This is a genomic window from Streptomyces sp. BHT-5-2 (genome assembly GCF_019774615.1).
Taxonomy (GTDB): Bacteria; Actinomycetota; Actinomycetes; order Streptomycetales; family Streptomycetaceae; genus Streptomyces.
Genome location: NZ_CP081497.1, coordinates 1,912,522 through 1,933,615, shown reverse-complemented (window position 1 = coordinate 1,933,615; position 21,094 = coordinate 1,912,522). Strand labels below are relative to the sequence as shown.

Genomic DNA, 21,094 nt, shown 5'->3' with positions numbered 1-21,094 from the left:
ATCAACACTGTCGGCGCCGCGGGCCATAATGTGCCGATGATCGATGCGAACGCCCTCCGTGCCGCCTGCCTGGGGTTCAACGGCGCGACCGAGGAGAATCCCTTCCCCCGGCACCCGGAGGTCTCGACGTTCAAGGTGGGCGGCAAGATCTTCGCGCTGACGTCGCTGGACGCCGCGCCGCTGACCGTCAGCCTCAAGTGCGACCCCGAACTCGCCCAGCGGCTGCGCGCAGAGCATTCCGAGGTGGTCCCCGGCTACCACCTCAACAAGCGTCACTGGAACACCGTTTCACTCACCGGCGGCCTGCCCGACCGGCTGGTGCGGGAGCTGCTGGAGGACTCCTACGACCTGGTCGTCGCCTCGCTCCCGCGCGCCCAGCGGCTCCTCCTGGACTGGCCGGGCGAGCGCCGGTGACCGCCGCCGGCCGCGGTACCGGCGCCACGCCCCGCGGCCGGGCCTCCCACCGGGGCCGGCCCTCCGCGGCCGGCCAGGAGCGGCTGCGGGGCGTCGCGCCGGGCCGGCGGTCAGCCCTGCGGCGGCAGGACGGCGCGGATGCCGCCCTGTGCGGTGGCCGGCGCGACGGTGTCGTAACCGCCGTTCACCGCGCCGTTGCCGGCGTACTCGGCGGTGTAGCCGCCGCGCAGCACGTCCGCGCCGGAGCGCGGCCGCACGGCGTCGCAGGACGCCTGGCCGGCGATGTCCGTGCGCGCCACGCACAGCACCTTGCCGGTGGTGTCCTTGAAGGTGACGGTGGCGTTCCAGATGGCGTCCTGCGGACCGGCGGCGCGGGCCCGCACCAGGGTGGCGTGCAGCCCGACGACCTTCAGCGGCCGGGTGGACAGCGTGGCCTTGCCGGCGGTCAGCCGGGTCGCCATCTCGGGTACCGTGGCGGCCGGTTCGCACAGGCCGCGGTTCCAGTCGAAGAGACCGCCGGGGGTGCAGGTCGCGTGCCCGTCCCCGGTCGCGACGCGGTGGGTGACCGGGTCGCAGCGGTAGAAGCGCGCGGCGCTGTCGGCGTCCACCACGGTCGGCGCCACGGTCGCCGCGTCCTCGCCGCTCGCACAACCGGCGGTGAGCACCTCGCGGGTGGGACCGTCCGGAGTGCCGGGCTGGACGACGTCGGCGTAGGCGGGGGCGGCGAAGCTCCCCAGGGCGGCGGCCACAGCGGCGGCAGTGGTCGCCCAACGTGCGATACGGGTCATGAATGTCCCCTCTTGGCGGGAATCCCGCGGGAATTCCGGCCTGGTTAACGGCCGTACTGTTCGGCCTGGTTGACGGCCTTTCACCCGCTCCCGACGACGGGGAACGAGCCAGCTCAGGACCCTATCGGCCGGGCGGGCGGGGACCGACGGCGACCCGGTGGCGGGGCCGAACGTCACCCCCCGGCCCGCCGGCCCGCCCGGGGCGCTCCCCCGGCTCCCCTCCTCGCCCCACCGCCCACGCCGGACCGTTCAGCCCGTCACACCGTCCCCAGACTGTCCTCCCGGGCCGCCCCGGCGGCTTTTCCCGGCCGCTCCGCCGCGGTCGCCGCCCGGGGCTCCGCCACCGGTGTGCCCCACTGCGCCGCGAGCCGCTCGCGGAGCTCGATCTTGCGGACCTTGCCGCTGACGGTCATGGGGAAGGCGTCGGTGATCTCCAGGTAGCGCGGCACCTTGTAGTGCGCGAGCCGGGAGCGGCAGAAGCGGGCCAACTCGTCGCGCGTCAGGGTGTCGGCGGGATCGCGGAGGATCACACAGGCGGCGATCTCCTCGCCGTACTTGGCGTCCGGGACCCCGACGACCTGCACATCGGCGATCTTGGGATGGGAGTAGAGGAACTCCTCGATCTCCCGCGGGTAGACGTTCTCTCCACCCCTGATGATCATGTCCTTGATGCGGCCGACGATCCGGACGTAACCGTCGTCGTTCATCACCGCCAGGTCGCCGGTGTGCATCCAGCGGGCCGCGTCGACGACCTCGGCGGTGCGCTCCGGGTCCTCCCAGTAGCCGAGCATCACGCTGTAGCCGCGGGTGCACAGCTCGCCCGGGGTGCCGCGGGGCACGGTCACCCCGCTCGACGGGTCGACGACCTTGACCTCGATGTGCGGCAGCACCCGGCCGACGGTCCCGGTGCGGTGCGCCAGGTCGTCGTCCCGCCGGGTCTGGGTGGAGACCGGCGAGGTCTCGGTCATGCCGTAGCAGATGGCGACCTCGGCCATGTGCATCTCGGACATCACCCGCTTCATCACCTCCTCCGGACAGGGTGAGCCGGCCATGATGCCGGTGCGCAGCGAGGAGAGGTCGTAGTCGGCGAAGTCCGGGAGGTTCAGCTCGGCGATGAACATGGTGGGCACGCCGTAGAGCGAGGTGCAGCGCTCGTCCTGGACGGCCCGGAGGGTGGCGGCCGGCTCGAAGGCGGGCCCCGGGACGACGATGCAGGCGCCGTGCGAGGTGATGCCGAGGTTGCCCATCACCATGCCGAAGCAGTGGTAGAAGGGCACCGGCAGGCACACCCGGTCGTGCTCGGTGTAGCCGAGCGTCTCGGCCACCCAGTAGCCGTTGTTGAGGATGTTGTGGTGCGAGAGGGTGGCGCCCTTGGGGAAGCCGGTGGTGCCCGAGGTGTACTGGATGTTGACCGGGTCGTCGGCGGTCAGGGCCTTCTCGCACTCGGTGAGCCGGGTGTGCGGCACGGCCGCGCCGGCGGCCAGCAGCCCGCCCCAGGTCGGGTCGCCGATGTAGACCACGTCGCGGAGCGCCGGGCAGTCGGCCCGCACCTGCTCGATCATCCGCCGGTAGTCGCTGGTCTTGTGGGCGACGGCGGAGACCAGCACGGTCACCCCGGCCTGCTTCAGCACGTACGCCAGCTCGTGGACCCGGTAGGCGGGGTTGACGTTGACGAGGATCGCGCCGATCCGGGCGGTGGCGTACTGGACGAGGACCCACTCGGCGCAGTTCGGCGACCAGATGCCGACCCGGTCGCCCTTGCCGACGCCCTTGGCGAGCAGCCCGAGCGCCACCTCCTCTACGGCGCGCCCCAGTTCGGCGTAGGTCCAGCGGCGGCCGGCGGCGACCTCGACGAGCGCCTCCCGGTCGCCGAAGCGGGCGATGGTGCGGGCCAGGTCGGCGCCGATGGTGCGGCCGAGCAGCGGCCGGTCCGCCGCCCCGCTCGCGTACGACAGCTCGGTGTGCGACTGACTGCTCAACGGTCGTTCTCCTCCCAGTACTCGGCACCGCCGGCCCCCCGCGCGGTGCGCTCGCGCGAGGCGGTGCGGCGGATCTCGCCGGAGACGGCTTCCCACGAACATCCCGTTCGTGCCCTGCCCAGCATGGCGTCCGCCGGGGTCCGACGCGATGCCCGGCCACTCCACGGGTCCCACCTTCGCCCGGGCGTCATCCGTTCAGCAGAAGCCGGTCGGCTGCGGGACACGACGGCCTCCGCGACGGCCGGCCCCACCACCGGCCCGACGGCCGAGGCGACGGGCGGAGCGACGGTCGCAGCGAGGACCGCCGGCGCGGAACCACGCACCGAAGCCGGCGTCGCACCGGACCACCCGCGGGGTCTCACCCGGAATGGTGACCCCGGTCACCAACAGGCTTGCAGTGTCGGCCCGTTGCCCGTGCAGCCGCCGGCACCGGACCGGTGCTCGCCGCCGGTGCCGGCGAACGGTCCGATCCGTCGGTCGGGAATCTTCATGGCCACATCATGCGCTCCGGGCGCGGCCCCGGGGACCCGTGGCGGAATTCCGTGACTTGACCGCGCTCACCGCCCGGACCGTCGAACTCCACACCGCCGACTCGGTGTTCCCTCCGCACTCCGGCCAGACTCCGGTACGGGGACGCGCGGCCGTTCGCGAGGCAGCGGCCCGGCCCGCCGCCGACCTGCCCGCTCAGCCCCGTACTACGTCCTCGTCGCCGGGGGTCGCCCCGGCGGCGGCAGGGCCCGGCATGCTGTGCCGGGTGAACGCCCACAGCACGAGCCCGAGGCAGCTGAACGTGGCGCCCAGGGCGCATACGGCGCCCCAGCCGGCCGCCGTGTAGAGGGAGGTCGCGGCGATGGCGCCGGTGGCGCTGCCGATCGAGTAGAAGACCATGTAGCCGCCGATCAGCCGGCTGCCCGCGTCCGGGTGCAGCGCGTAGATCAGGGTCTGGTTGGTGACGTGCACCGCCTGCACGGCGAGGTCGAGCAGGATCACCCCGGCGAAGAGGGCCCACAGCGAGCTGCGGGTGTAGGCCAGCGGCACCCATGAGACGGCGAGCAGCGCCAGGGCGATCCCGGTGGTCCGCCGGGAGAGGCCGCGGTCGTTGAGTCGGCCCGCCACGGTCGCGGCCAGGGCGCCCGCGACACCGATCAGCCCCAGCGCACCGATCGCGCTGTGGGACAGGAAGTACGGGGCCTCGCTGAGCGGCAGCGCGATGCTGCTCCACAGGGTGCTGAAGGCGGCGAAGACCAGCAGACAGAACAGGGCCCGGATCCGCAGCAGCCGTTCCCGCGCGAACAGGGTGAGTGTGGAGCGCAGGAGCTGTCCGTAGCGCAGGGTCGTCCGCGGGGCCGCGTCGTGCCGCGGCAGCACGCGGTACAGGACCAGGGCGAGCAGGGCGGTGAGCGACGCCGAGGCGAGGTAGACGGAGCGCCAGCCCGCGAGATCGGCGATCAGGCCGGACGCGGTGCGGGCGAGCAGGATTCCGATCACCACGCCGCTGGTGACCAGGCCGACGATCCGTCCCCGCCCGGCGGGCGGGGCCAGGGACGCCGCGAAGGCCACCAACGTCTGCGTGACGACCGCGAGAAGCCCCGTCGCGGCCATGCCGGCGAGCAGCACCGCCGCCGTACGGGCGACGGCCACCACTACCAATGCCACGACCAGCAGCAGCAGTTGGGCCACGACGAGCCGTCTGCGGTCGGCCACGTCGCCCAGCGGCACCAGGAAGAACAGCCCCAGCCCGTATCCGACATGCGTCAGGGTGACCACGCTGCCGACAAGTGCCGGGCTCATGGCCAGGTCGTGGCCCATGGTCACCAGGAGCGGCTGGGAGAAGTAGACGTTGGCCACCGCCGCCCCGCAGGCGACGGCGAAGAGTATGACGACGCCACGGGACAGTACGAACGCGGGCCCCGCCCCGCCTCGGGCCTCGGTCCGTCGTGTCACGGCCCCACGGTTGCCAGGCATCGGCACTCCCCACTCCCCACTGACGTGCTCGTCGGAGGTCTCGGCATTCGGTTTCAACTTGAAACCAGCGCGACAGTAACCTCCCCTGGTAGCATGTTGCAACCATCGTGAGAGTGAGGGACGCCATGGTGACCAGAACCCGCTTCGACGACAGCGAATGTCCCGTCGCCCGGTCCGTGGACGCGATCGGCGACTGGTGGTCCCTGCTGATCGTGCGGGACGCCTTCGACGGCAGCCGGCGCTTCGGGGAGTTCCAACGCAGCCTGGGCGTGGCGAAGAACATCCTCACCGCGCGCCTGCGCACCCTCGTCGCCGGCGGCGTCCTCGAATCCGTCCCCGCCTCCGACGGCAGCGCCTACCGCGAGTACGCACTGACTCCGAAGGGCAAGGCGCTCTTCCCCGTCATCGTGGCGCTGCGGCAGTGGGGCGAAGCGCACTTCTTCGCCCCTGGCGAACCGCACTCCGAGTTGCTCGACCGCCGCCGGGGACAGCCGCTCCGTGCCCTGGAAGTGCTGTCCGCGGACGGGCAACGGCTGGACCCCGACGACACCACCGTCCACAAGGTCGCCGCCCCCTGACCCGAGGCAGGAGACTTCGGGCGGCTGTCACCTCGCGGTGGGCCGGCAGCGCCTGCCGGCCGGCTCCTCTCCGTCGAGGGTCCGGTCTCAGTTGACCTCTCGGTCGAGGTCGGCCCAGTACGGCCGGCGGAGTCTGAACTTCTGGATCTTGCCGGTGGCGGTGCGCGGGATGGAGTCGCGGAACTCGACGGAGGTGGGGGCCTTGTAGCCGGCCAGGTGCTGCTTGCAGTGGGCGATGATGTCGGATTCCCGGGCCGTTGCGCCCTCGGCGAGGACGACCAGGGCCTTGATGGTCTCGCCCCACTTCTCGTGGGGGACGCCGATGACGGCGACCTCGGCGACGGCCGGATGGCCGAAGATGGTGTCCTCGACCTCGATGGAGGAGACGTTCTCGCCGCCGGTGATGATGACGTCCTTCTTGCGGTCGGAGATCGTCAGGTGGCCGTCCTCCTCGTCGAGGGTGCCGCCGTCGCCGGTGTGGAACCAGCCGTCCTCCAGAGCCTGTGCCGTCTCCTCCGGCTTCTCCCAGTAGCCGTCGAGGACCGTGTTCGAGCGGGCCAGGACCTCGCCGTCCGCCGAGATCCCCAGTTCGACGCCGAGTGCGGGGACGCCCGCGCGGGAGAGCCTGCGGGCCCGCTCCTCGGCGGGGAGGCCGACGTCCGCGGGGCGGGTGCGGTTGAAGGTGAGGAGGGGGGAGGTCTCGGTCAGGCCGTAGATCTGGGTGAACTCCCAGCCCAGTTCCTCCTCGACGCGCTGGATGGTCCTGGTGGGGGGCGGGGCGCCGGCGCAGACGACCCGGACCCGGTCGCGGCCCGGGATCTCGCCCTGCCAGGTCGTCGCGGCGTCGAGGACCATGTTCCAGACGGCGGGCGCGCCGCACATGAGGGTGACGCCGTGTTCGTCGACGCGCCGGAGGATCTCGGCGCCGTCGACCTTGCGCAGGACCACCTGCTTCACGCCGAGCCCCGCCATCACATACGGCATGCCCCAGCCGTTGCAGTGGAACATCGGGAGGGTGTGGAGGTAGACGTCGCGTTCCCAGACGCGGGTGTGCAGGCCGAAGGTCATGCCGTTGACCCAGATGTTCCGGTGGGTGAGCTGGACGCCCTTAGGGCGGGCGGTGGTGCCGGAGGTGTAGTTGATCGTGGCGGTGGCGTCCTCGTCGGGGTGGGACCACGGGCGGGGGTCGATGCCGAACCGCATCAGCTCGGTTTCGGTCTGCTCGCCGAGGACGAAGCGGTGGCGCACCTTGATGTGCGAGAGGGCGTCGTCCAGCTCGGGGTCGACGAGGAGGACGGAGGCGCCGCTCTGCTCCACCAGGTAGGCGACCTCTTCGGGCTTGAGGCGGAAGTTGATCGGGACGCAGATGCGGCCGCTCATCGGGACCGCGAAGAGGAGTTCCAGGAGGCGTGCGGAGTTGTGGGCGGCCACTGCCACCCGTTCGCCCTCGCCGACTCCGAGGGCGTCCAGGCCCGCCTGCCAGGCGCGGACGCGTTCGGCGAACCGTCCATAGGTCGCCTCGGGCACCGGCGGGGCGGGTTGCCGCGGCTCGTCGACGACGCCGGGGCTGTGCCGGAAACCCCACTCGGCCCGGTCGAGGAAGTCGGCGATCGTCATCGGTGTCCGCATGCGTTCTCTCCTGTGCTGGTCGTGCCCGGGGCATTCGCGTGTGCACGTCGATGCGCGTCATGTGTGCAGGTGGAAGTGAGTGTGGCAGCTGGCACGGCCGACGGCAGCTCCTGTGGACGCAATCGTCATGCGGTCGGCCGTGATTGGGGGAAGAACGGGACCGAGGGGCGCCCCGGGAGGGACGGCTCGGGCGGTCTCACCGCGGGGCGGTCCTCGCGGGGCCTGGCGGGAGCACGGGGGCGGCCGGTGCGTTGCGGTCGGCCGCCGTGGCGCAGGCGCGCAGCAGGAGGTCGACGCCGTCGGGCGGGTCGGTGCGGCGGACCGCGAGGGAGGTGGTCAGCTCCATGCCCGGGCTGCGGAACGGCAGATACGCCACGCCGGGCACGGGCAGTCGGCGGGCATGGGCCGCGTGGACGGCGGTCCACATGGCCTCGGGGGCGGCGCAGGCGCCGATCGCGGCGAGGGCGGTCAGGCCCGGGCCGGTGCCCCAACAACGGCCGCCCCCTGGTCAATTCCCTTGCCGCGCGGGCGACGGCGCGGACATCATCTCTCCATGATCGATGCCACCGCGCTCGCCGAGAAGCCGGTTCTCGAAGGCGACCGGATCCGACTGGTGCCGCTGTCCGAGCGGCACGCCGACGCCTTCCACGACAACTTCCAGGACCCCGAGACCAGGCGCCTGACCGGCACCCACCAGGACTGGACGCGGGCCGGGATCGGGGCCTGGGTCGCCCAGTGCGCACAGCGCACCGACCGGCTGGATCTGGCCATCGAGGACCGGGAGACCGGCGCCTTCCTCGGCGAGCTGGCGCTGAGCGGCATCGACCGGGACAACGCCCATGGCGCGTTCCGGATCGCGCTGGTCCCCGCCGCCACCGGACGCGGCCTGGGCCCGGAGGCGATCCGGCTGCTGCTCGGCCACGCCTTCGACCGGGTGGGCCTGCACCGCGTCCAGTTGGAGGTCTACTCCTACAACGAGCGGGCCCGGCGCGCCTACGAGGCGTGCGGCTTCGCCCTGGAGGGCCGGATGCGCGAGGCGCTGTACTGGGACGGTGCCTGGCACGACGTGCTGCTGATGGCGGCGCTGCGGCCGTCGGACCCGGCCCGCACCGCGCAGTAGCCACCCGGTGCCACCACCGGGCACCGCCACTGGGGCGCCACAACCGTGGCGCCCCGGCACCGATCACCTCACAGCCACCCACCCCTCACAGCCACTCGCCGAAGCGGCGGATGTACCAGCCCTTGACGCCCTGGGTGAGCAGGCAGTACGCCGCCAGGGTCGCGGCCAGCCACGGGAAGTAGGCCGCCGGCAGCGCCTGCATGCCCAGTGCCCCGGCCACCGGCGAGAACGGCAGCCACAGGCCGACGGCCATGACCAGCGCGGTCATCACCAGCACCGGCCAGGCCGCCCGGGACCGGACGAACGGGATCCGGCGGGTCCGCAGCATGTGGACGACCAGGGTCTGGGTGAGCAGGCCCTCCACGAACCAGCCCGACTGGAACAGCGCCTGGTGCACCTCGCTGTTCGCGCCGAAGACGTACCACATCAGCGCGAAGGTGGTGATGTCGAAGACGGAGCTGGTCGGGCCGAGGACGAGCATGAAGCGGCGGATGCCCCGGGCGTCCCACCTGCGCGGGGTGCGCAGGTAGTCGGCGTCCATCCGGTCCCAGGGCGTGGCCAGTTGGGAGATGTCGTACAGGAGGTTCTGCACCAGCAGCTGGAGCGCCAGCATCGGCTGGAACGGGATGAACGCGGACGCGGCGAGCACCGAGAAGACGTTCCCGAAGTTCGACGAGGCGGTCAGCTTCAGGTACTTGATGGTGTTGCCGAAGGTCAGCCGGCCGCGCAGCACGCCCTGGCCGAGGACGGTGAGGTCCTTCTCCAGCAGGATGATGTCGGCGGACTCCTTGGCGATGTCGACGGCGGTGTCGACGGAGATGCCGACATCGGCGTCGCGCAGCGCGGCGGCGTCGTTGATGCCGTCGCCGAGGAACCCGACGGTGTGCCCGTCGGCCTGGAGGGCACGCACGATCCGGGCCTTCTGGACGGGGTTGACCTTGGCGAACAGGGTCGCGGTGCGCGCCCGCTCCAGCAGCTCCAGGTCGTCGAGGGCGTCGATCCCGGCGCCGGTGACGGGGGTGCCGGGGGCGATGCCGACCTGCTCGCAGACCCGGGCGGCGACCAGTTCGCCGTCGCCGGTGACGACCTTGACGGCGACGCCGTTGTCGGCGAGCGCCCGCAGCGCCTCGGCGGCGTCCCGCTTCGGCGGGTCGAGGAAGGCGAGGAAGCCGATGAGGGTCAGCCCGGCCTCGTCCGCGACGGTGTAGCAGGCGGGGGTGCCTTCCGGGCCGCCAGGACCGTCCGGAGCGGTGGGGCCGTCCGGGGCGGTGGCGGGCAGGGTGCGGGTCGCCACCGCCAGTACCCGCAGGCCCTGCCGGGCGTGGTCCTCGGCGGTGCGCAGCACGGTGTCCCGCAGCGCGTCGGTGAGTTCGACGGTGTCGCCGGCGTGCACGGCCCGGTCGCAGCGGTCGAGGACCTCCTCCACCGCGCCCTTGGTGATCAGCAGGTGCTCGGCGGCGGGGCCGTCGAGGTCGTTGCGGCGCAGCACCACCGACATCCGCCGGCGCGCGAAGTCGAAGGGGATCTCGTCGACCAGCGTGAAGCGGGCGTCGACGACAACCTCCTCGGCCTCGTGCATCCGGTCGATGACGGCCTGGTCCATCAGGTTGCGCAGCCCGGTCTGGAAGTGGCTGTTGAGGTAGGCGAGTTCGAGGACCTCGGTGTCGGGCCGGCCGTGCACGTCGAGGTAGCGGTCCAGGACGATCCGGTCCTCGGTGAGGGTGCCGGTCTTGTCGGTGCACAGCACGTCCATGGCGCCGAGGTTCTGGATGGCGTTGAGCTGCTTGACGACGACCTTGCGGCGGGAGAGGGCGACCGCGCCGCGCGCCAGGTTGGTGGTGACGACCATCGGCAGCATCTCGGGGGTGAGGCCGACGGCGACGGCCACCGCGAAGGTGAACGCCTCGGCCCAGTCGCCCTTGGTGAGGCCGTTGATGAGGAAGACCACCGGGACCATCACCATCATGAAGCGGATCAGCAGGAAGCTGACCTTCCTGACGCCGATGTCGAAGCCGGTCTCCGGGCGCTCGCCGACCAGCGCGCCGGCCATCGAGCCGAGGTAGGTGTCCGAGCCGGTGGCGACGACCACGCCGGCGGCGCTGCCGGAGGTGACGGAGGTGCCGGTCAGCACGAGGTTGCCGGCCTCGACCGGGTCGGCGGTGGTGTCCTGGCCGCGGTCGGTGGCCAGCTTGGTGTCGTCCTTGGCGACCGGCAGCGACTCGCCGGACAGCGCGGCCTGACTGACCATCAGATCCTTGGCGGCCAACAGCCGCAGATCGGCCGGGACGAGGTCGCCGGCGGCCAGCCTGACGACATCGCCGGTGACCACGTCGGCCATGGGGACCTCCACGGTGGCCGGCGCCCGGCCGCGGCCCGCCCGGCGCTGCACCGCGGTGGTCGTGGTGACCAGGGCGCGCAACGCGGTGGCCGCGGCCCCGGAACGGTACTCCTGCCAGAACCGCAGCCCGGCGCTGATCAGCACCATCGCGCCGAGGATGGCGATCTTCGGGTCGAACGGCTCGGTGTCGGCGACCTGTAGCCACTGCCCGTACATCACGACGACCAGCACCGCGAGCACCAGGATGAACGGGTTCCAGAACGCCTTGGCGAGCTGCACGTACCAACGGGCCGGGCGCTCCTGGGCGATGGTGTTGGCACCGTCCCGCTCCCGGCGCAGCGCCGCCTCGCGGTGGGAGAGGCCGGCCGGAGTGGCGGCGAGGTCGCACAGGACCTGCTCGGCGGGGCGGGCGCTGTACTCGGCGAGCCGGCCGGCGACGCGCCGGGTGCGGGCCTCCAGCTCGGCGGCCCGGCGCTCCCGGCGGGGACGGCGGCCCGGCGGAGCGAGCGTCCCCTTCGTGGGCGGGGTGGTCGGGGTCATCGTGGTCATGGCGAAACCTCCTGACGCGCACGCGGGCAGCCGGAACCGACCGCCGCCGAAGGCCGGCGGAGCCCGGGAGGAACCCCCGAAGGAATCCGGGGAAACTGCGGAAGAACACCGGGAGAGAGCGGAGAACGGGCCCCTTCGCATCAGCCGCGGAAAGCTGCCGAAATCCATGGAAAGCCGCAGCAGGCCGCAGAGAAAAACAAAGAAATCCCTACGACGGAATGCGGAAAAAGCCTGTGGCCGCTCCGTTGAAATGTTTTCGGGCAGGCCGAAAAATCCGGTGCGCGCGGGCGCTGAGAAAGACGGAAAACTACCGGTCAGGGCATTCTTCGGTGAACCGGGCCCCAGCGGGGACCGCCAGGTCGACGGGGAGCGCAGGGCGCCCGGAACTCACCGGTGGAAGCACACAGCAGTGCGGAGAAGAGCCGCGGTCACGGTCGCGCGGAGAACGGCACGATCAGCTGGCGGCAGCGCTGCGGCAAGGACTTCCTTCGGGACTCATCCCGATCACCTCCTTGCTCGCGCGGACATCGCCGGGCGCCCCTTGGAAGGGCTCCCTCGCTGCCCCATCCTGCCATACGTTCACCCATCGCCCGTCGTCCTTTCGACCCATTCCGTCATTACGGGATGTGAGGTGCGTCGCGTTGTTCGCGGGCGTTGCGTTCGTCATAGGCGGCGCGGGCGGTCGCGATTTCGTCTTGGTGTTCCTCGGTCCAGGTGACCAGGGACTGGATGGTGTCGTGCAGGGTCGCGCCCAGCGGCGTGAGTTCGTAGTCCACCCGCGGCGGGACGACCGGGTGGACGGTGCGGCGGACCAGGCCGTCGCGCTCCAGTTGGCGGAGGGTGACGGTCAGCATCCGCTGGCTGATGCCGTCGACCTCCCGGCGGAGTTCGGTGAAGCGCAGCACCCGCCGGTCGAGCAGGGCGATGACCAGCAGCGACCACTTGTCGGCCACCCGGTCGAGAATCTGCCGGACCTCGCAGCCCTCCCGGACGTCCCACTGGCGGGCGTCGTAGTCGCAGTCGACGTCGGCCGCGGCGCCGTCGGCGCAACCCGTGGGGCCGGTGGGGGCGTTGGCCGGTTCCCCGTGCATGGTTCCTCCGGAGTGACCGGGTGACTTCACAGTGCCTTCTTCCATGATCCTCCACGGTGCCGCACGATGCGGTCAGTAACAAGAGGTAACCATCGAGGTCATGTGAGGGAGCATCGCTATGTCCCGGTCCCCGGCGGCGTCCTGGCCGCTGCTGCTCGTCCTGTGCGGGGCGATCTTCCTGGAGGGCATCGACATCGGGATGCTGAATGTCGCGCTGCCGTCGATCCGCGCCGAACTGGGCCTGTCCACCGGCGAGTTGACCTGGGTGATGAGCGCGTATGTGCTGGGCTACGGCGGGTTCATGCTGTTGGGCGGGCGGGCCGCGGACCTTTTCGGACGCCGCCGGATGTTCCTGGTGCCGCTCGCGGTGTTCCTGGTGTTCTCGGGACTGGGCGGGCTGGCGACCGAGGGGTGGACGCTGATCGGGGCGCGCTTCGTGACCGGGGTGTGCGCGGCGTTCATGGCCCCCGCCGGGCTGTCGATCATCACCACGAGCTTCCCGGCCGGGCCGCGCCGCGACCGGGCGCTGCTGATCTACTCCGGGACCTCCGGCGGCGGGTTCTCCGCCGGGCTGATCGCCGGCGGGCTGCTGACCGCGGTCGACTGGCGCTGGGTGTTCTTCGCCCCGATGGTGCCGGCGCTGCTGGTGCTGGTCGCCGGGTGCCGCCTGGTGCCACGGGACGCGCTGCGGGACGGCGCCCGGCCGTCGGTCGACATGGCCGGTGCGCTGACCGTGACCGGCGCCGCGCTGCTGCTCGTCCTCGCCGTCGAACAGGCCGCGCACGCACCGGTGGTGCGCACCGCGGCGGTGCTGGCCGCGGGGGCGGCGCTGCTGACCGCGTTCGTGGCGATCGAGCGGCGGTCCGCGGCGCCGCTGGTCCGTCCGGGCCTGCTGCGCTCCTGGTCGCTGGTCCGGGCGAACGTGACGGGGCTGCTCTTCACCGCGGGGTTCTTCGGCTTCCAGTTCGTCGCGGTGCTCTACTTCCAGGAGCTGCGCGGCTGGTCGGCCGAGCGGACCAGTTACGCGATGCTGGCGATGGGCGCCGACGCGGTGCTGGCGCCGGTGCTCACCCCGCGGCTGGTGCGGCGGTTCGGGCACGCCCGGGTGATCGTCGCCGGGCTGCTGTGCGCCGGGCTGGGCTATGCGCTGTTCCTGCCGGTGGGCGCGGACTGGCCGTACCCGGCGATGTTCCCGAGCATGCTGCTGGTCGGCGTCGCGTTCGCGCTGGTCTACGGGCCCCTGACGATCGTGGCGACGGACGGGGTGGCGGCCGCCGAACAGGGCCTGGCCGGCGGCCTGTTGTACACCTCGTTCCAGTTCGGCGCGGCCTTCGGGCTGTCGGCGGTGACCGCGGTGACGGTCGCGGCCACCGGCGCCGGCGGCACCCCCGGCGCGGTACTGGCCGGCTACCACGCGGGACTGGCCGTGCCCGCCGGGCTGACGCTGACGGCCCTGCTGGTGGCGGCGGCCGGACTGGTGCGGCGGCGCCGTGCGGGGCCGCCGGACGGGCCGGGCGGCCCAGGCCGCGGCCCGGAAGCGCGCCGACACGGGCGCGACCCCCACCCTGCCGCGCCCCGTGCCGTGACCGGGTGACGGCGTTCCTAGGCGCCACCACCCCCCTTGGCGTGCCGCGCACTTGACGCCAAGTCAGGCAACCTCGCCGATCCGCCCCACCGGCCGGGACGTCTCCCGGTGGATGGGGGTGTGCGCGCCGGTCAGCGGGGCGCCGGTGCCCCCGCGGCGGTTGGCGACGATCTCGGCGGCGATGGAGAGCGCGGTCTCCTCGGGGGTGCGGGCGCCCAGGTCCAGCCCTATGGGCGAGCGCAGCCGGTTCAGCTCCAGCTCGGTGAGTCCGACGTCGCGCAGCCGCTGCTGGCGGTCGAGGTGGGTGCGGCGGGAGCCCATCGCGCCGACGTAGGCGACCGGGAGCTTGAGCGCCCGCTCCAGCAGCGGGATGTCGAACTTGGCGTCGTGGGTGAGGACGCAGAGCACCGCGCGGGAGTCCAGCTGCTGGGAGTCGAGGTAGCGGTGCGGCCAGTCGACGACGATCTCGTCCGCGTCCGGGAAGCGGGTGCGGGTGGCGAAGACGGGGCGGGCGTCGCAGACCGTGACGTGGTAGCCCAGGAACTTGCCGACCTTGACCAGCGCGGACGCGAAGTCGATCGCCCCGAAGACGATCATGCGGGGGGCCGGGACGGAGGATTCCACGAGCAGGACGACCGGCCGGCCGCACTGCGAGCCGTCCGCGCCGATCTCCAGCGTCGTGGTCCGCCCGGCGTCCAGCAGGGCCCGGGTCTCCTCGACCGCGGTGCGGTCCAGAGCCGGGTGTCCGCCGAGGCTGCCGGTGTGGCTGCCGTCGGGGCGGACCAGGAGGGCGCGGCCGAGCAGTTCGGCCGGGCCGTCGATGATCCGCGCGACCGCCGCCGCCTCCCCCGAGGCGGCGGCGGCCAGCGCGGAGGCGAGCGTCGCGGCATTGCCGTCCACCACGTCCCCCGCGGCACCGCCGCCGTCGGCGGGAGCGCTCGCCCGTACCGGAGTGATGAGGATGTCGATGATTCCGCCGCAGGTCAGGCCCACCGCGAAGGCATCCTCATCGCTGTATCCGAAGCGCTCCAGGACCGGGCGGCCGGTCTGCAGGGCCTCCTGGCACAGCTCGTAGACCGCTCCCTCCACGCATCCGCCGGAGACCGACCCGATCGCCGTGCCGTCGCTGTCGACGGCCAGTGCGGCGCCGGGCTGGCGGGGGGCGCTGCCGTTGGTGGCCACGACGGTGGCCACGGCGAAGGTGCGTCCCTGCTCCATCCACCGGTTGAGCTCGTCGGCGATGTCCAGCATGTCGGTCTCCTTACGGACGGGGAGAGGGCGGGCGCTACTTGACGCCCAGCCACTGCTCGATCGGATGGAGCGAGAAGTAGACGAGGAAGATGCCGGTCAGCACCCACATGAAGGCACCGATCTCGCGCCACTTGCCCTGGGCCGCCTTGATGGCGGTGTAGGCGATGACGCCGGCACCGACGCCGGTGGTGATCTGGTACGTGAACGGCATCAGAGCCACGGTCAGGAACACCGGGATCGAGGTCGCCCGGTCGCTCCAGTCCACATGCCCCGCAACACTCATCATCATCGACCCGATGACGACCAGCGCGGCGGCGGCCACCTGGGCGGGCACGAGCTGGGTGACCGGGGTGAAGAAGAGGCAGGCCGCGAAGAGCAGACCGGTGATCACCGACGACAGGCCGGTACGGGCACCCTCGCCGACGCCGCTGGCCGACTCGATGAACACGGTCTGGCCGGAACCGCCGGTCAGGCCGCCGATCGCACCGCCGGCGCCGTCGACGAACAGCGCCTTGGACAGGCCCGGCATCCGGCCCTTGTCGTCGGCGAGCTTGGCCTCGGTGCCGACTCCGATGATGGTGGCCATCGCGTCGAAGAACCCGGCCAGCACCAGGGTGAAGACGATCATGGCCACGCTGAGGGCGCCGATGGAGCCCCAGCCGCCGAACTGCACATGTCCGAAGAGCCCGAAGTCCGGCATGGAGACCGCCGAGCCGCCCAGCGCCGGGGGCGTGCCGCCCCAGTCCTTGGCGGTCAGCCCGCCGAACCTGGTGGCCCCGATGGCGAGCGCGGAGCCGACGACGATGCCGATCAGAATGGCGCCGGGCACCTTGCGGGCCTGCAGCATGAAGATCAGCAGCAGGGTCAGGCAGAAGAACAGGACGGGCCAGCCGGAGAGGTCTCCGGTGGCGCCGAGGGTCACCGGGGTGCCGATGCCCTTGCCGACGAACCCGGCCTTCACCAGGCCGATCAGGGCCACGAACATGCCGATGCCCATGGTGATCGCGTGCTTGAGCGCGAGCGGGATGGCGTTCATGACCATCTCGCGCAGCCCGGTGACGACCAGCAGGCAGATGACGACGCCGTACATCACGCACATGCCCATGGCCTGCGGCCAGGTCATGTTGGGGACGACCTGGGTGGTCAGCGCCGCGGAGACGTTGAGGCCGGCGGCCAGGGCCAGCGGCACCTTGCCGACGAAGCCCATCAGCAGGGTGCAGACGGCTGCCCCCAGGGCGGTGGCCGTCACCAGGGCGGAGTGATCGAGGCTGTGCTTCTGGACATCCTGCACCGACCCCAGGATCACGGGGTTGAGCAGCAGGATGTAACACATTGCCATGAAGGTGGTGATGCCGCCGCGCGTCTCGCGCGCGAGGGTCGACCCTCTGTCGGATATGTGGAAGTACCGGTCGAGCCAGGATCGGCCGGCGGGCGGGCGCGAGCCGTCACCGGCGTCTTCCGCCGTGGTCCTCGGCTCGGTGGACTGCTGGGTCATGGTGCCTTACTCCCAAGGTTCACAGGGGCACTCGCGAGGGGGCGAGATTTGGGATGAAACTTCGGCTGCACGACCCGGGGGACGGCCCGAGACGAACGTGGTACTGCCTGCGCGGAGTTGTGCAGGTCAGCCTGGGGTTGGTGCGGTGGGGACTCCGGGCGGTGCGCTGAGGAGGACGGACAGGACACCCCTTGCTGCACACCGCCCGGAGGGTTCGAGGGCCTGGGGGGGGTGGCCCCCAGGCGGTCCCGTTAGGTGCCCGTCAGGTGCTCGGGACGTACCGGGGTCCGGTTGAGCTCCAGCCCGGTCGCGTTCCGGATCGCCGCGAGGACGGCCGGGGTGGACGACAGGGTCGGGGCCTCGCCGATGCCGCGCAGCCCGTACGGGGCGTGCTCGTCGGCGAGTTCGAGGACGTCGACCGGGATGGTCGGCGTGTCGAGGATGGTGGGGATCAGGTAGTCCGTGAAGGAGGGGTTGCGCACCTTCGCGGTCTTGGGGTCGACGATGATCTCCTCCATCACCGCCACGCCCAGGCCCTGGGTGGTGCCGCCCTGGATCTGGCCGACGACGGAGAGCGGGTTGAGCGCCTTGCCGACGTCCTGGGCGCAGGCCAGCTCGATCACCTTCACCAGGCCGAGCTCGGTGTCCACCTCGACCACCGCGCGGTGCGCGGCGAAGGAGTACTGGACGTGGCCGTCGCCCTGGCCGGTCTTGAGGTCGAAGGCCACGGTGGGCCGGTGGCGCCACTCCGCCTCGATCTCGACGACCTCGTCCTCCAGCACGTCGGCCAGGTCCGCGAGGACCTCGCCGCCGTCGGTGACGACCTTGCCGCCCTCCAGGAGGAGTTCGGCGGTCGCCCACGCCGGGTGGTACGTGCCCATCTTGCGGCGGCCGGTCTCCAGGACCTTCTCGCGCACCAGCTCGCAGGCGTTCTTCACGGCGCCGCCGGTGACGTAGGTCTGCCGCGACGCGGAGGTGGAGCCGGCCGAGCCCACCTGGGTGTCGGCGGGGTGGATGGTCACCTGGGTGACCCCCAGCTCGGTGCGGGCGATCTGCGCGTGGACGGTGACCCCGCCCTGGCCGACCTCCGCCATGGCCGTGTGCACGGTGGCCACGGGCTCGCCGCCGAGCACCTCCATGCGGACCTTGGCGGTGGAGTAGTCGTCGAAGCCCTCGGAGAAGCCGACGTTCTTGATGCCGACCGCGTAGCCGACGCCGCGGACGACGCCCTCGCCGTGCGTGGTGTTGGACAGGCCGCCGGGCAGCTGCCGGACGTCGGCGCCCTCGCTGGACTCCCACTGGCGCTCGGGCGGCAGCGGCATCGCCTTGATGCGGCGCAGGAGTTCGGCGACCGGGGCCGGGGAGTCGACGGGCTGGCCCGTCGGCATGATCGTGCCCTGCTCCATGGCGTTCAGCTGCCGGAACGCGACCCGGTCCAGACCCAGCCGGTCGGCCAGCTTGTCCATCTGGGCCTCGTAGGCGAAGCACGCCTGGACCGCGCCGAAGCCGCGCATCGCGCCGCAGGGCGGGTTGTTGGTGTAGAGCGCGTACGCCTCGATGTCGACGTCGTCGATCACGTACGGGCCGACCGACAGGGACGAGGCGTTGCCGACGACGGCCGGGGAGGCGGAGGCGTAGGCGCCGCCGTCCAGGACGATCCGGCACTTCATGTGCGTGAGCTTGCCGTCCTTGGTCGCGCCGTGCTCGTAGTAGAGCTTGGCGGGGTGGCGGTGGACGTGCCCGAAGAACGACTCGAACCGGTTGTAGACGATCTTGACAGGCTTGCCGGTGCGCAGCGCCAGGAGGCAGGCGTGGATCTGCATCGACAGGTCCTCGCGGCCGCCGAACGCGCCGCCGACGCCGGAGAGCGTCATCCGCACCTTCTCCTCGGGCAGGCCGAGCACCGGCGCGATCTGCTTGAGGTCCGAGTGCAGCCACTGGGTGGCGACGTAGAGGTCGACGCCGCCGTCCTCGGCGGGCACCGCGAGCCCGGACTCCGGGCCGAGGAACGCCTGGTCCTGCATGCCGAAGGTGTACTCGCCCTTGACGATGACGTCGGCCCGCTCTGCGGCCGCGTCGGCGTCGCCGCGGACGATCGGCTGGCGGTGCACGATGTTCGGGTGCGGGACGTGGCCGATGTGGTGGTCGTCGCGGTGCTCGTGGACGAGGATCGCGTCCGGCGCGGTGGCGCTCGCCTCGTCGGTGATGACCGGCAGTTCGCGGTACTCGACCTTGATCTTGGCTGCGGCGCGGCGGGCGGTCTCCGGGTGGTCGGCGGCGACCAGCGCGACCGGCTCGCCGTGGTGGCGGACCTTGCCGTGGGCGAGCACCGGGGTGTCCTGGATCTCCAGGCCGTAGTTCTTCACCTCGGTCGGCAGGTCCTCGTAGGTGAGGACGGCGTAGACGCCGGGGGTCGCCAGGGCCTCGCCGGTGTCGATCGAGACGATCTCGGCGTGCGCGACCGGGGAGCGCAGGATCTGGCCCCACAGCATGTCCTCGTGCCACATGTCGGACGAGTAGGCGAACTCGCCGGTGACCTTCAGGGTGCCGTCGGGGCGGAGCGTGGACTCGCCGATGCCGCCCTTGGTCTGCGACCCCTGGGTGACCTTGAACGGGATACCGGTGGTGCGTGTGTCTGCCATGGTGTCAGGCTCCCTGGCTCGGAACAGCCTCGGACTGGCGGGCCGCGGCGAGCCGCACCGCGTCCATGATCTTCTCGTAGCCGGTGCAGCGGCACAGGTTGCCCGAGAGCGCCTCGCGGATGTCCGCGTCGGACGGGTTCGGGGTGCGCTCCAGGAGTTCGTCGGAGGCGACCAGCAGGCCCGGGGTGCAGAAACCGCACTGGACGGCGCCGGCGTCGATGAACGCCTGCTGGATCGGGGCCAGTTCGGCGCCCTCGCCGGTCTGCGAGTCGGTGCCCTTGGCGGACCAGCCCTGGGCCTCCTGGAGGGAGGTGCCGCCGGCGCCGCCCTCCTCGTGGCCGCCGCAGGAGCGGTTCTTCGCGAAGTCGGCGAGGCCCTCGACGGTGACGACCTCGCGGCCCTCCACCTGGCCGGCGGCCACCAGGCACGAGCACACCGGCACGCCGTCCAGGCGGACCGTGCACGAACCGCACTCGCCCTGCTCACAGGCGTTCTTGGAACCGGGCAGGCCGAGCCGCTCGCGCAGGACGTACAGCAGCGACTCGCCCTCCCACACGTCGTCGGCTTCCTGCTTGCGGCCGTTGACCGTGAAATTGACGCGCATTACGCGACGCCCCCCTTCTGAGAAGTGGCCGCACCCGGGCCGCGGTAGGACTCCCAGGCCCAGGTCAGCGTGCGGCGGGCCATGATGCCGACCGCGTGGCGGCGGTACGAGGCGGTACCGCGGACGTCGTCGATCGGGTTGCAGGCCGCCGCGCACAGGTCGGCGAACTGCTTGGCGACCGACGGGGTGATGATCCGTCCGTTGTCCCAGAAGCCGCCCTCCTCCAGGGCCGCGTTCAGGAACTCCTCGGCGGCCTTGGCCCGGACCGGGGTCGGGGCGGCCGAGCCGATGCCGGTGCGCACCGTGCGGGTCTCGGGGTGCAGCGCGAGGCCGAAGGCGCACACCGCGATGACCATGGCGTTGCGGGTGCCGACCTTGGAGTACTGCTGCGGGCCGTCCGCCTTCGCGACGTGCACCGCGCGGATCAGCTCGTCGGGCTGCAGCGCGTTGCGCTTCACGCCGGTGTAGAACTCGTCGATGGGGATCATCCGGGTGCCGCGGGCCGCGGACTCGACCTCGACCTCGGCGCCGGCCACGAGGAGGGCGGGGTGCGCGTCACCGGCCGGGGAGGCGGTGCCGAGGTTGCCGCCGACGCCGCCGCGGTTGCGGATCTGCGGGGAGGCGACCGTGTGCGAGGCGAGCGCGAGGCCCGGCAGCTCGGCGCGCAGGTTCTCCATGATCCGGGTGTACGGGACGGAGGCGCCGACCCGGACGGCCCGCTCGCCGACCTCCCACTCCTCCAGGTCGCCGATCCGGTTCAGATCGAGCAGGTACTCCGGGCGGCGGTGGTCGAAGTTGATCTCGACCATCACGTCCGTACCGCCCGCGATGGGTACAGCGGTAGGGTGCTCAGCCTTGGCGGAGAGCGCCTCCTCCCAGCTGGCGGGGCGAAGGAAGTCCATGGTTGGCCTCTTCTACGAAATGGGGTCGTCCGCTGCTCATGGTCGGGACCTCGGGCCCTTGTCGCCATGGCGCCGTTCATGTCTTGTTAACGCGGTTGGCCTTAGTGAACGCGCCCGGCACCCACGTGGTGCAGTCACCGAAACCATGAAGCGGTTGGCTGGCC

At 71.9% G+C, this 21,094-nt stretch carries 16 protein-coding genes; 4 read left to right on the top strand and 12 right to left on the bottom strand.

The window, feature by feature from the left end; genetic code table 11:
- The first annotated feature begins 36 nt into the window (after positions 1-36).
- Positions 37-414 (top strand): MmcQ/YjbR family DNA-binding protein, encoded by a 378-nt coding sequence (locus tag K2224_RS36225; RefSeq protein ID WP_221911344.1) that lies wholly within the window; start codon positions 37-39, stop codon positions 412-414.
- Between the two features lie 110 nt (positions 415-524).
- Here K2224_RS36225 and K2224_RS36220 read toward each other — a convergent pair whose 3' ends face one another.
- The 3 genes from K2224_RS36220 to K2224_RS36210 all read right to left on the bottom strand — a co-directional run bounded on the left by K2224_RS36220 (position 525) and on the right by K2224_RS36210 (position 5,146).
- Positions 525-1,202, bottom strand: a complete 678-nt coding sequence (locus K2224_RS36220; protein WP_221911343.1) for a hypothetical protein — start codon at positions 1,200-1,202, stop codon at positions 525-527.
- A 257-nt stretch (positions 1,203-1,459) separates the two neighbouring features.
- Entirely contained in the window at positions 1,460-3,181 is a 1,722-nt protein-coding gene (locus tag K2224_RS36215; RefSeq protein WP_221911342.1) for an AMP-binding protein, read from the bottom strand.
- A gap of 684 nt (positions 3,182-3,865) precedes the next feature.
- Complete coding sequence (locus K2224_RS36210; RefSeq protein ID WP_221911341.1) at positions 3,866-5,146, bottom strand: MFS transporter; 1,281 nt, start codon at positions 5,144-5,146, stop codon at positions 3,866-3,868.
- 125 nt (positions 5,147-5,271) lie between these two features.
- Between K2224_RS36210 and K2224_RS36205 the strand changes: the two genes are divergently transcribed.
- Entirely contained in the window at positions 5,272-5,724 is a 453-nt protein-coding gene (locus K2224_RS36205; protein ID WP_221911340.1) for a helix-turn-helix domain-containing protein, read from the top strand.
- 87 nt (positions 5,725-5,811) lie between these two features.
- Here the strand turns inward: K2224_RS36205 and K2224_RS36200 are convergent, their stop codons facing one another.
- Both K2224_RS36200 and K2224_RS36195 read right to left on the bottom strand, forming a co-directional pair.
- Positions 5,812-7,353, bottom strand: coding sequence for an AMP-binding protein (locus K2224_RS36200; protein WP_221911339.1), 1,542 nt, complete (start codon positions 7,351-7,353; stop codon positions 5,812-5,814).
- 196 nt (positions 7,354-7,549) lie between these two features.
- The gene (locus tag K2224_RS36195) at positions 7,550-7,780 is read right to left on the bottom strand and encodes a hypothetical protein (RefSeq protein ID WP_221911338.1); all 231 of its coding nucleotides are present in this window, start codon (positions 7,778-7,780) and stop codon (positions 7,550-7,552) included.
- A 126-nt stretch (positions 7,781-7,906) separates the two neighbouring features.
- Here K2224_RS36195 and K2224_RS36190 point away from each other — a divergent pair, with 126 nt between their 5' ends.
- Positions 7,907-8,473: a GNAT family N-acetyltransferase gene (locus tag K2224_RS36190; protein WP_221911337.1), complete on the top strand. Its 567-nt coding sequence runs from the start codon at positions 7,907-7,909 to the stop codon at positions 8,471-8,473.
- An 85-nt stretch (positions 8,474-8,558) separates the two neighbouring features.
- On the opposite strand, the gene mgtA is transcribed toward K2224_RS36190, so the two are convergent.
- The gene (gene mgtA / locus K2224_RS36185; RefSeq protein ID WP_221912172.1) at positions 8,559-11,351 is read right to left on the bottom strand and encodes a magnesium-translocating P-type ATPase; all 2,793 of its coding nucleotides are present in this window, start codon (positions 11,349-11,351) and stop codon (positions 8,559-8,561) included.
- A gap of 626 nt (positions 11,352-11,977) precedes the next feature.
- On the bottom strand, positions 11,978-12,496 hold the full coding sequence (locus tag K2224_RS36180; RefSeq protein ID WP_221911336.1) for a helix-turn-helix domain-containing protein: 519 nt from the start codon (positions 12,494-12,496) through the stop codon (positions 11,978-11,980).
- Between the two features lie 73 nt (positions 12,497-12,569).
- Between K2224_RS36180 and K2224_RS36175 the strand changes: the two genes are divergently transcribed.
- Complete coding sequence (locus K2224_RS36175) at positions 12,570-14,045, top strand: MFS transporter (RefSeq protein WP_221911335.1); 1,476 nt, start codon at positions 12,570-12,572, stop codon at positions 14,043-14,045.
- Positions 14,046-14,099: 54 nt separating this feature from the next.
- On the opposite strand, the gene K2224_RS36170 is transcribed toward K2224_RS36175, so the two are convergent.
- The 5 genes from K2224_RS36170 to K2224_RS36150 form a co-directional block, all read right to left on the bottom strand.
- Entirely contained in the window at positions 14,100-15,287 is a 1,188-nt protein-coding gene (locus K2224_RS36170) for an XdhC/CoxI family protein (protein WP_221911334.1), read from the bottom strand.
- Between the two features lie 34 nt (positions 15,288-15,321).
- Complete coding sequence (locus tag K2224_RS36165) at positions 15,322-16,782, bottom strand: NCS2 family permease (RefSeq protein WP_221911333.1); 1,461 nt, start codon at positions 16,780-16,782, stop codon at positions 15,322-15,324.
- Between the two features lie 251 nt (positions 16,783-17,033).
- Positions 17,034-19,424: a xanthine dehydrogenase family protein molybdopterin-binding subunit gene (locus K2224_RS36160; RefSeq protein ID WP_221911332.1), complete on the bottom strand. Its 2,391-nt coding sequence runs from the start codon at positions 19,422-19,424 to the stop codon at positions 17,034-17,036.
- A 4-nt stretch (positions 19,425-19,428) separates the two neighbouring features.
- Positions 19,429-20,028 (bottom strand): (2Fe-2S)-binding protein, encoded by a 600-nt coding sequence (locus K2224_RS36155; RefSeq protein WP_221911331.1) that lies wholly within the window; start codon positions 20,026-20,028, stop codon positions 19,429-19,431.
- Positions 20,028-20,930 (bottom strand): xanthine dehydrogenase family protein subunit M, encoded by a 903-nt coding sequence (locus tag K2224_RS36150; RefSeq protein WP_221911330.1) that lies wholly within the window; start codon positions 20,928-20,930, stop codon positions 20,028-20,030. Before K2224_RS36150 ends, K2224_RS36155 begins: the two co-directional genes overlap by 1 nt.
- Between the last annotated feature and the right edge of the window lie 164 nt (positions 20,931-21,094).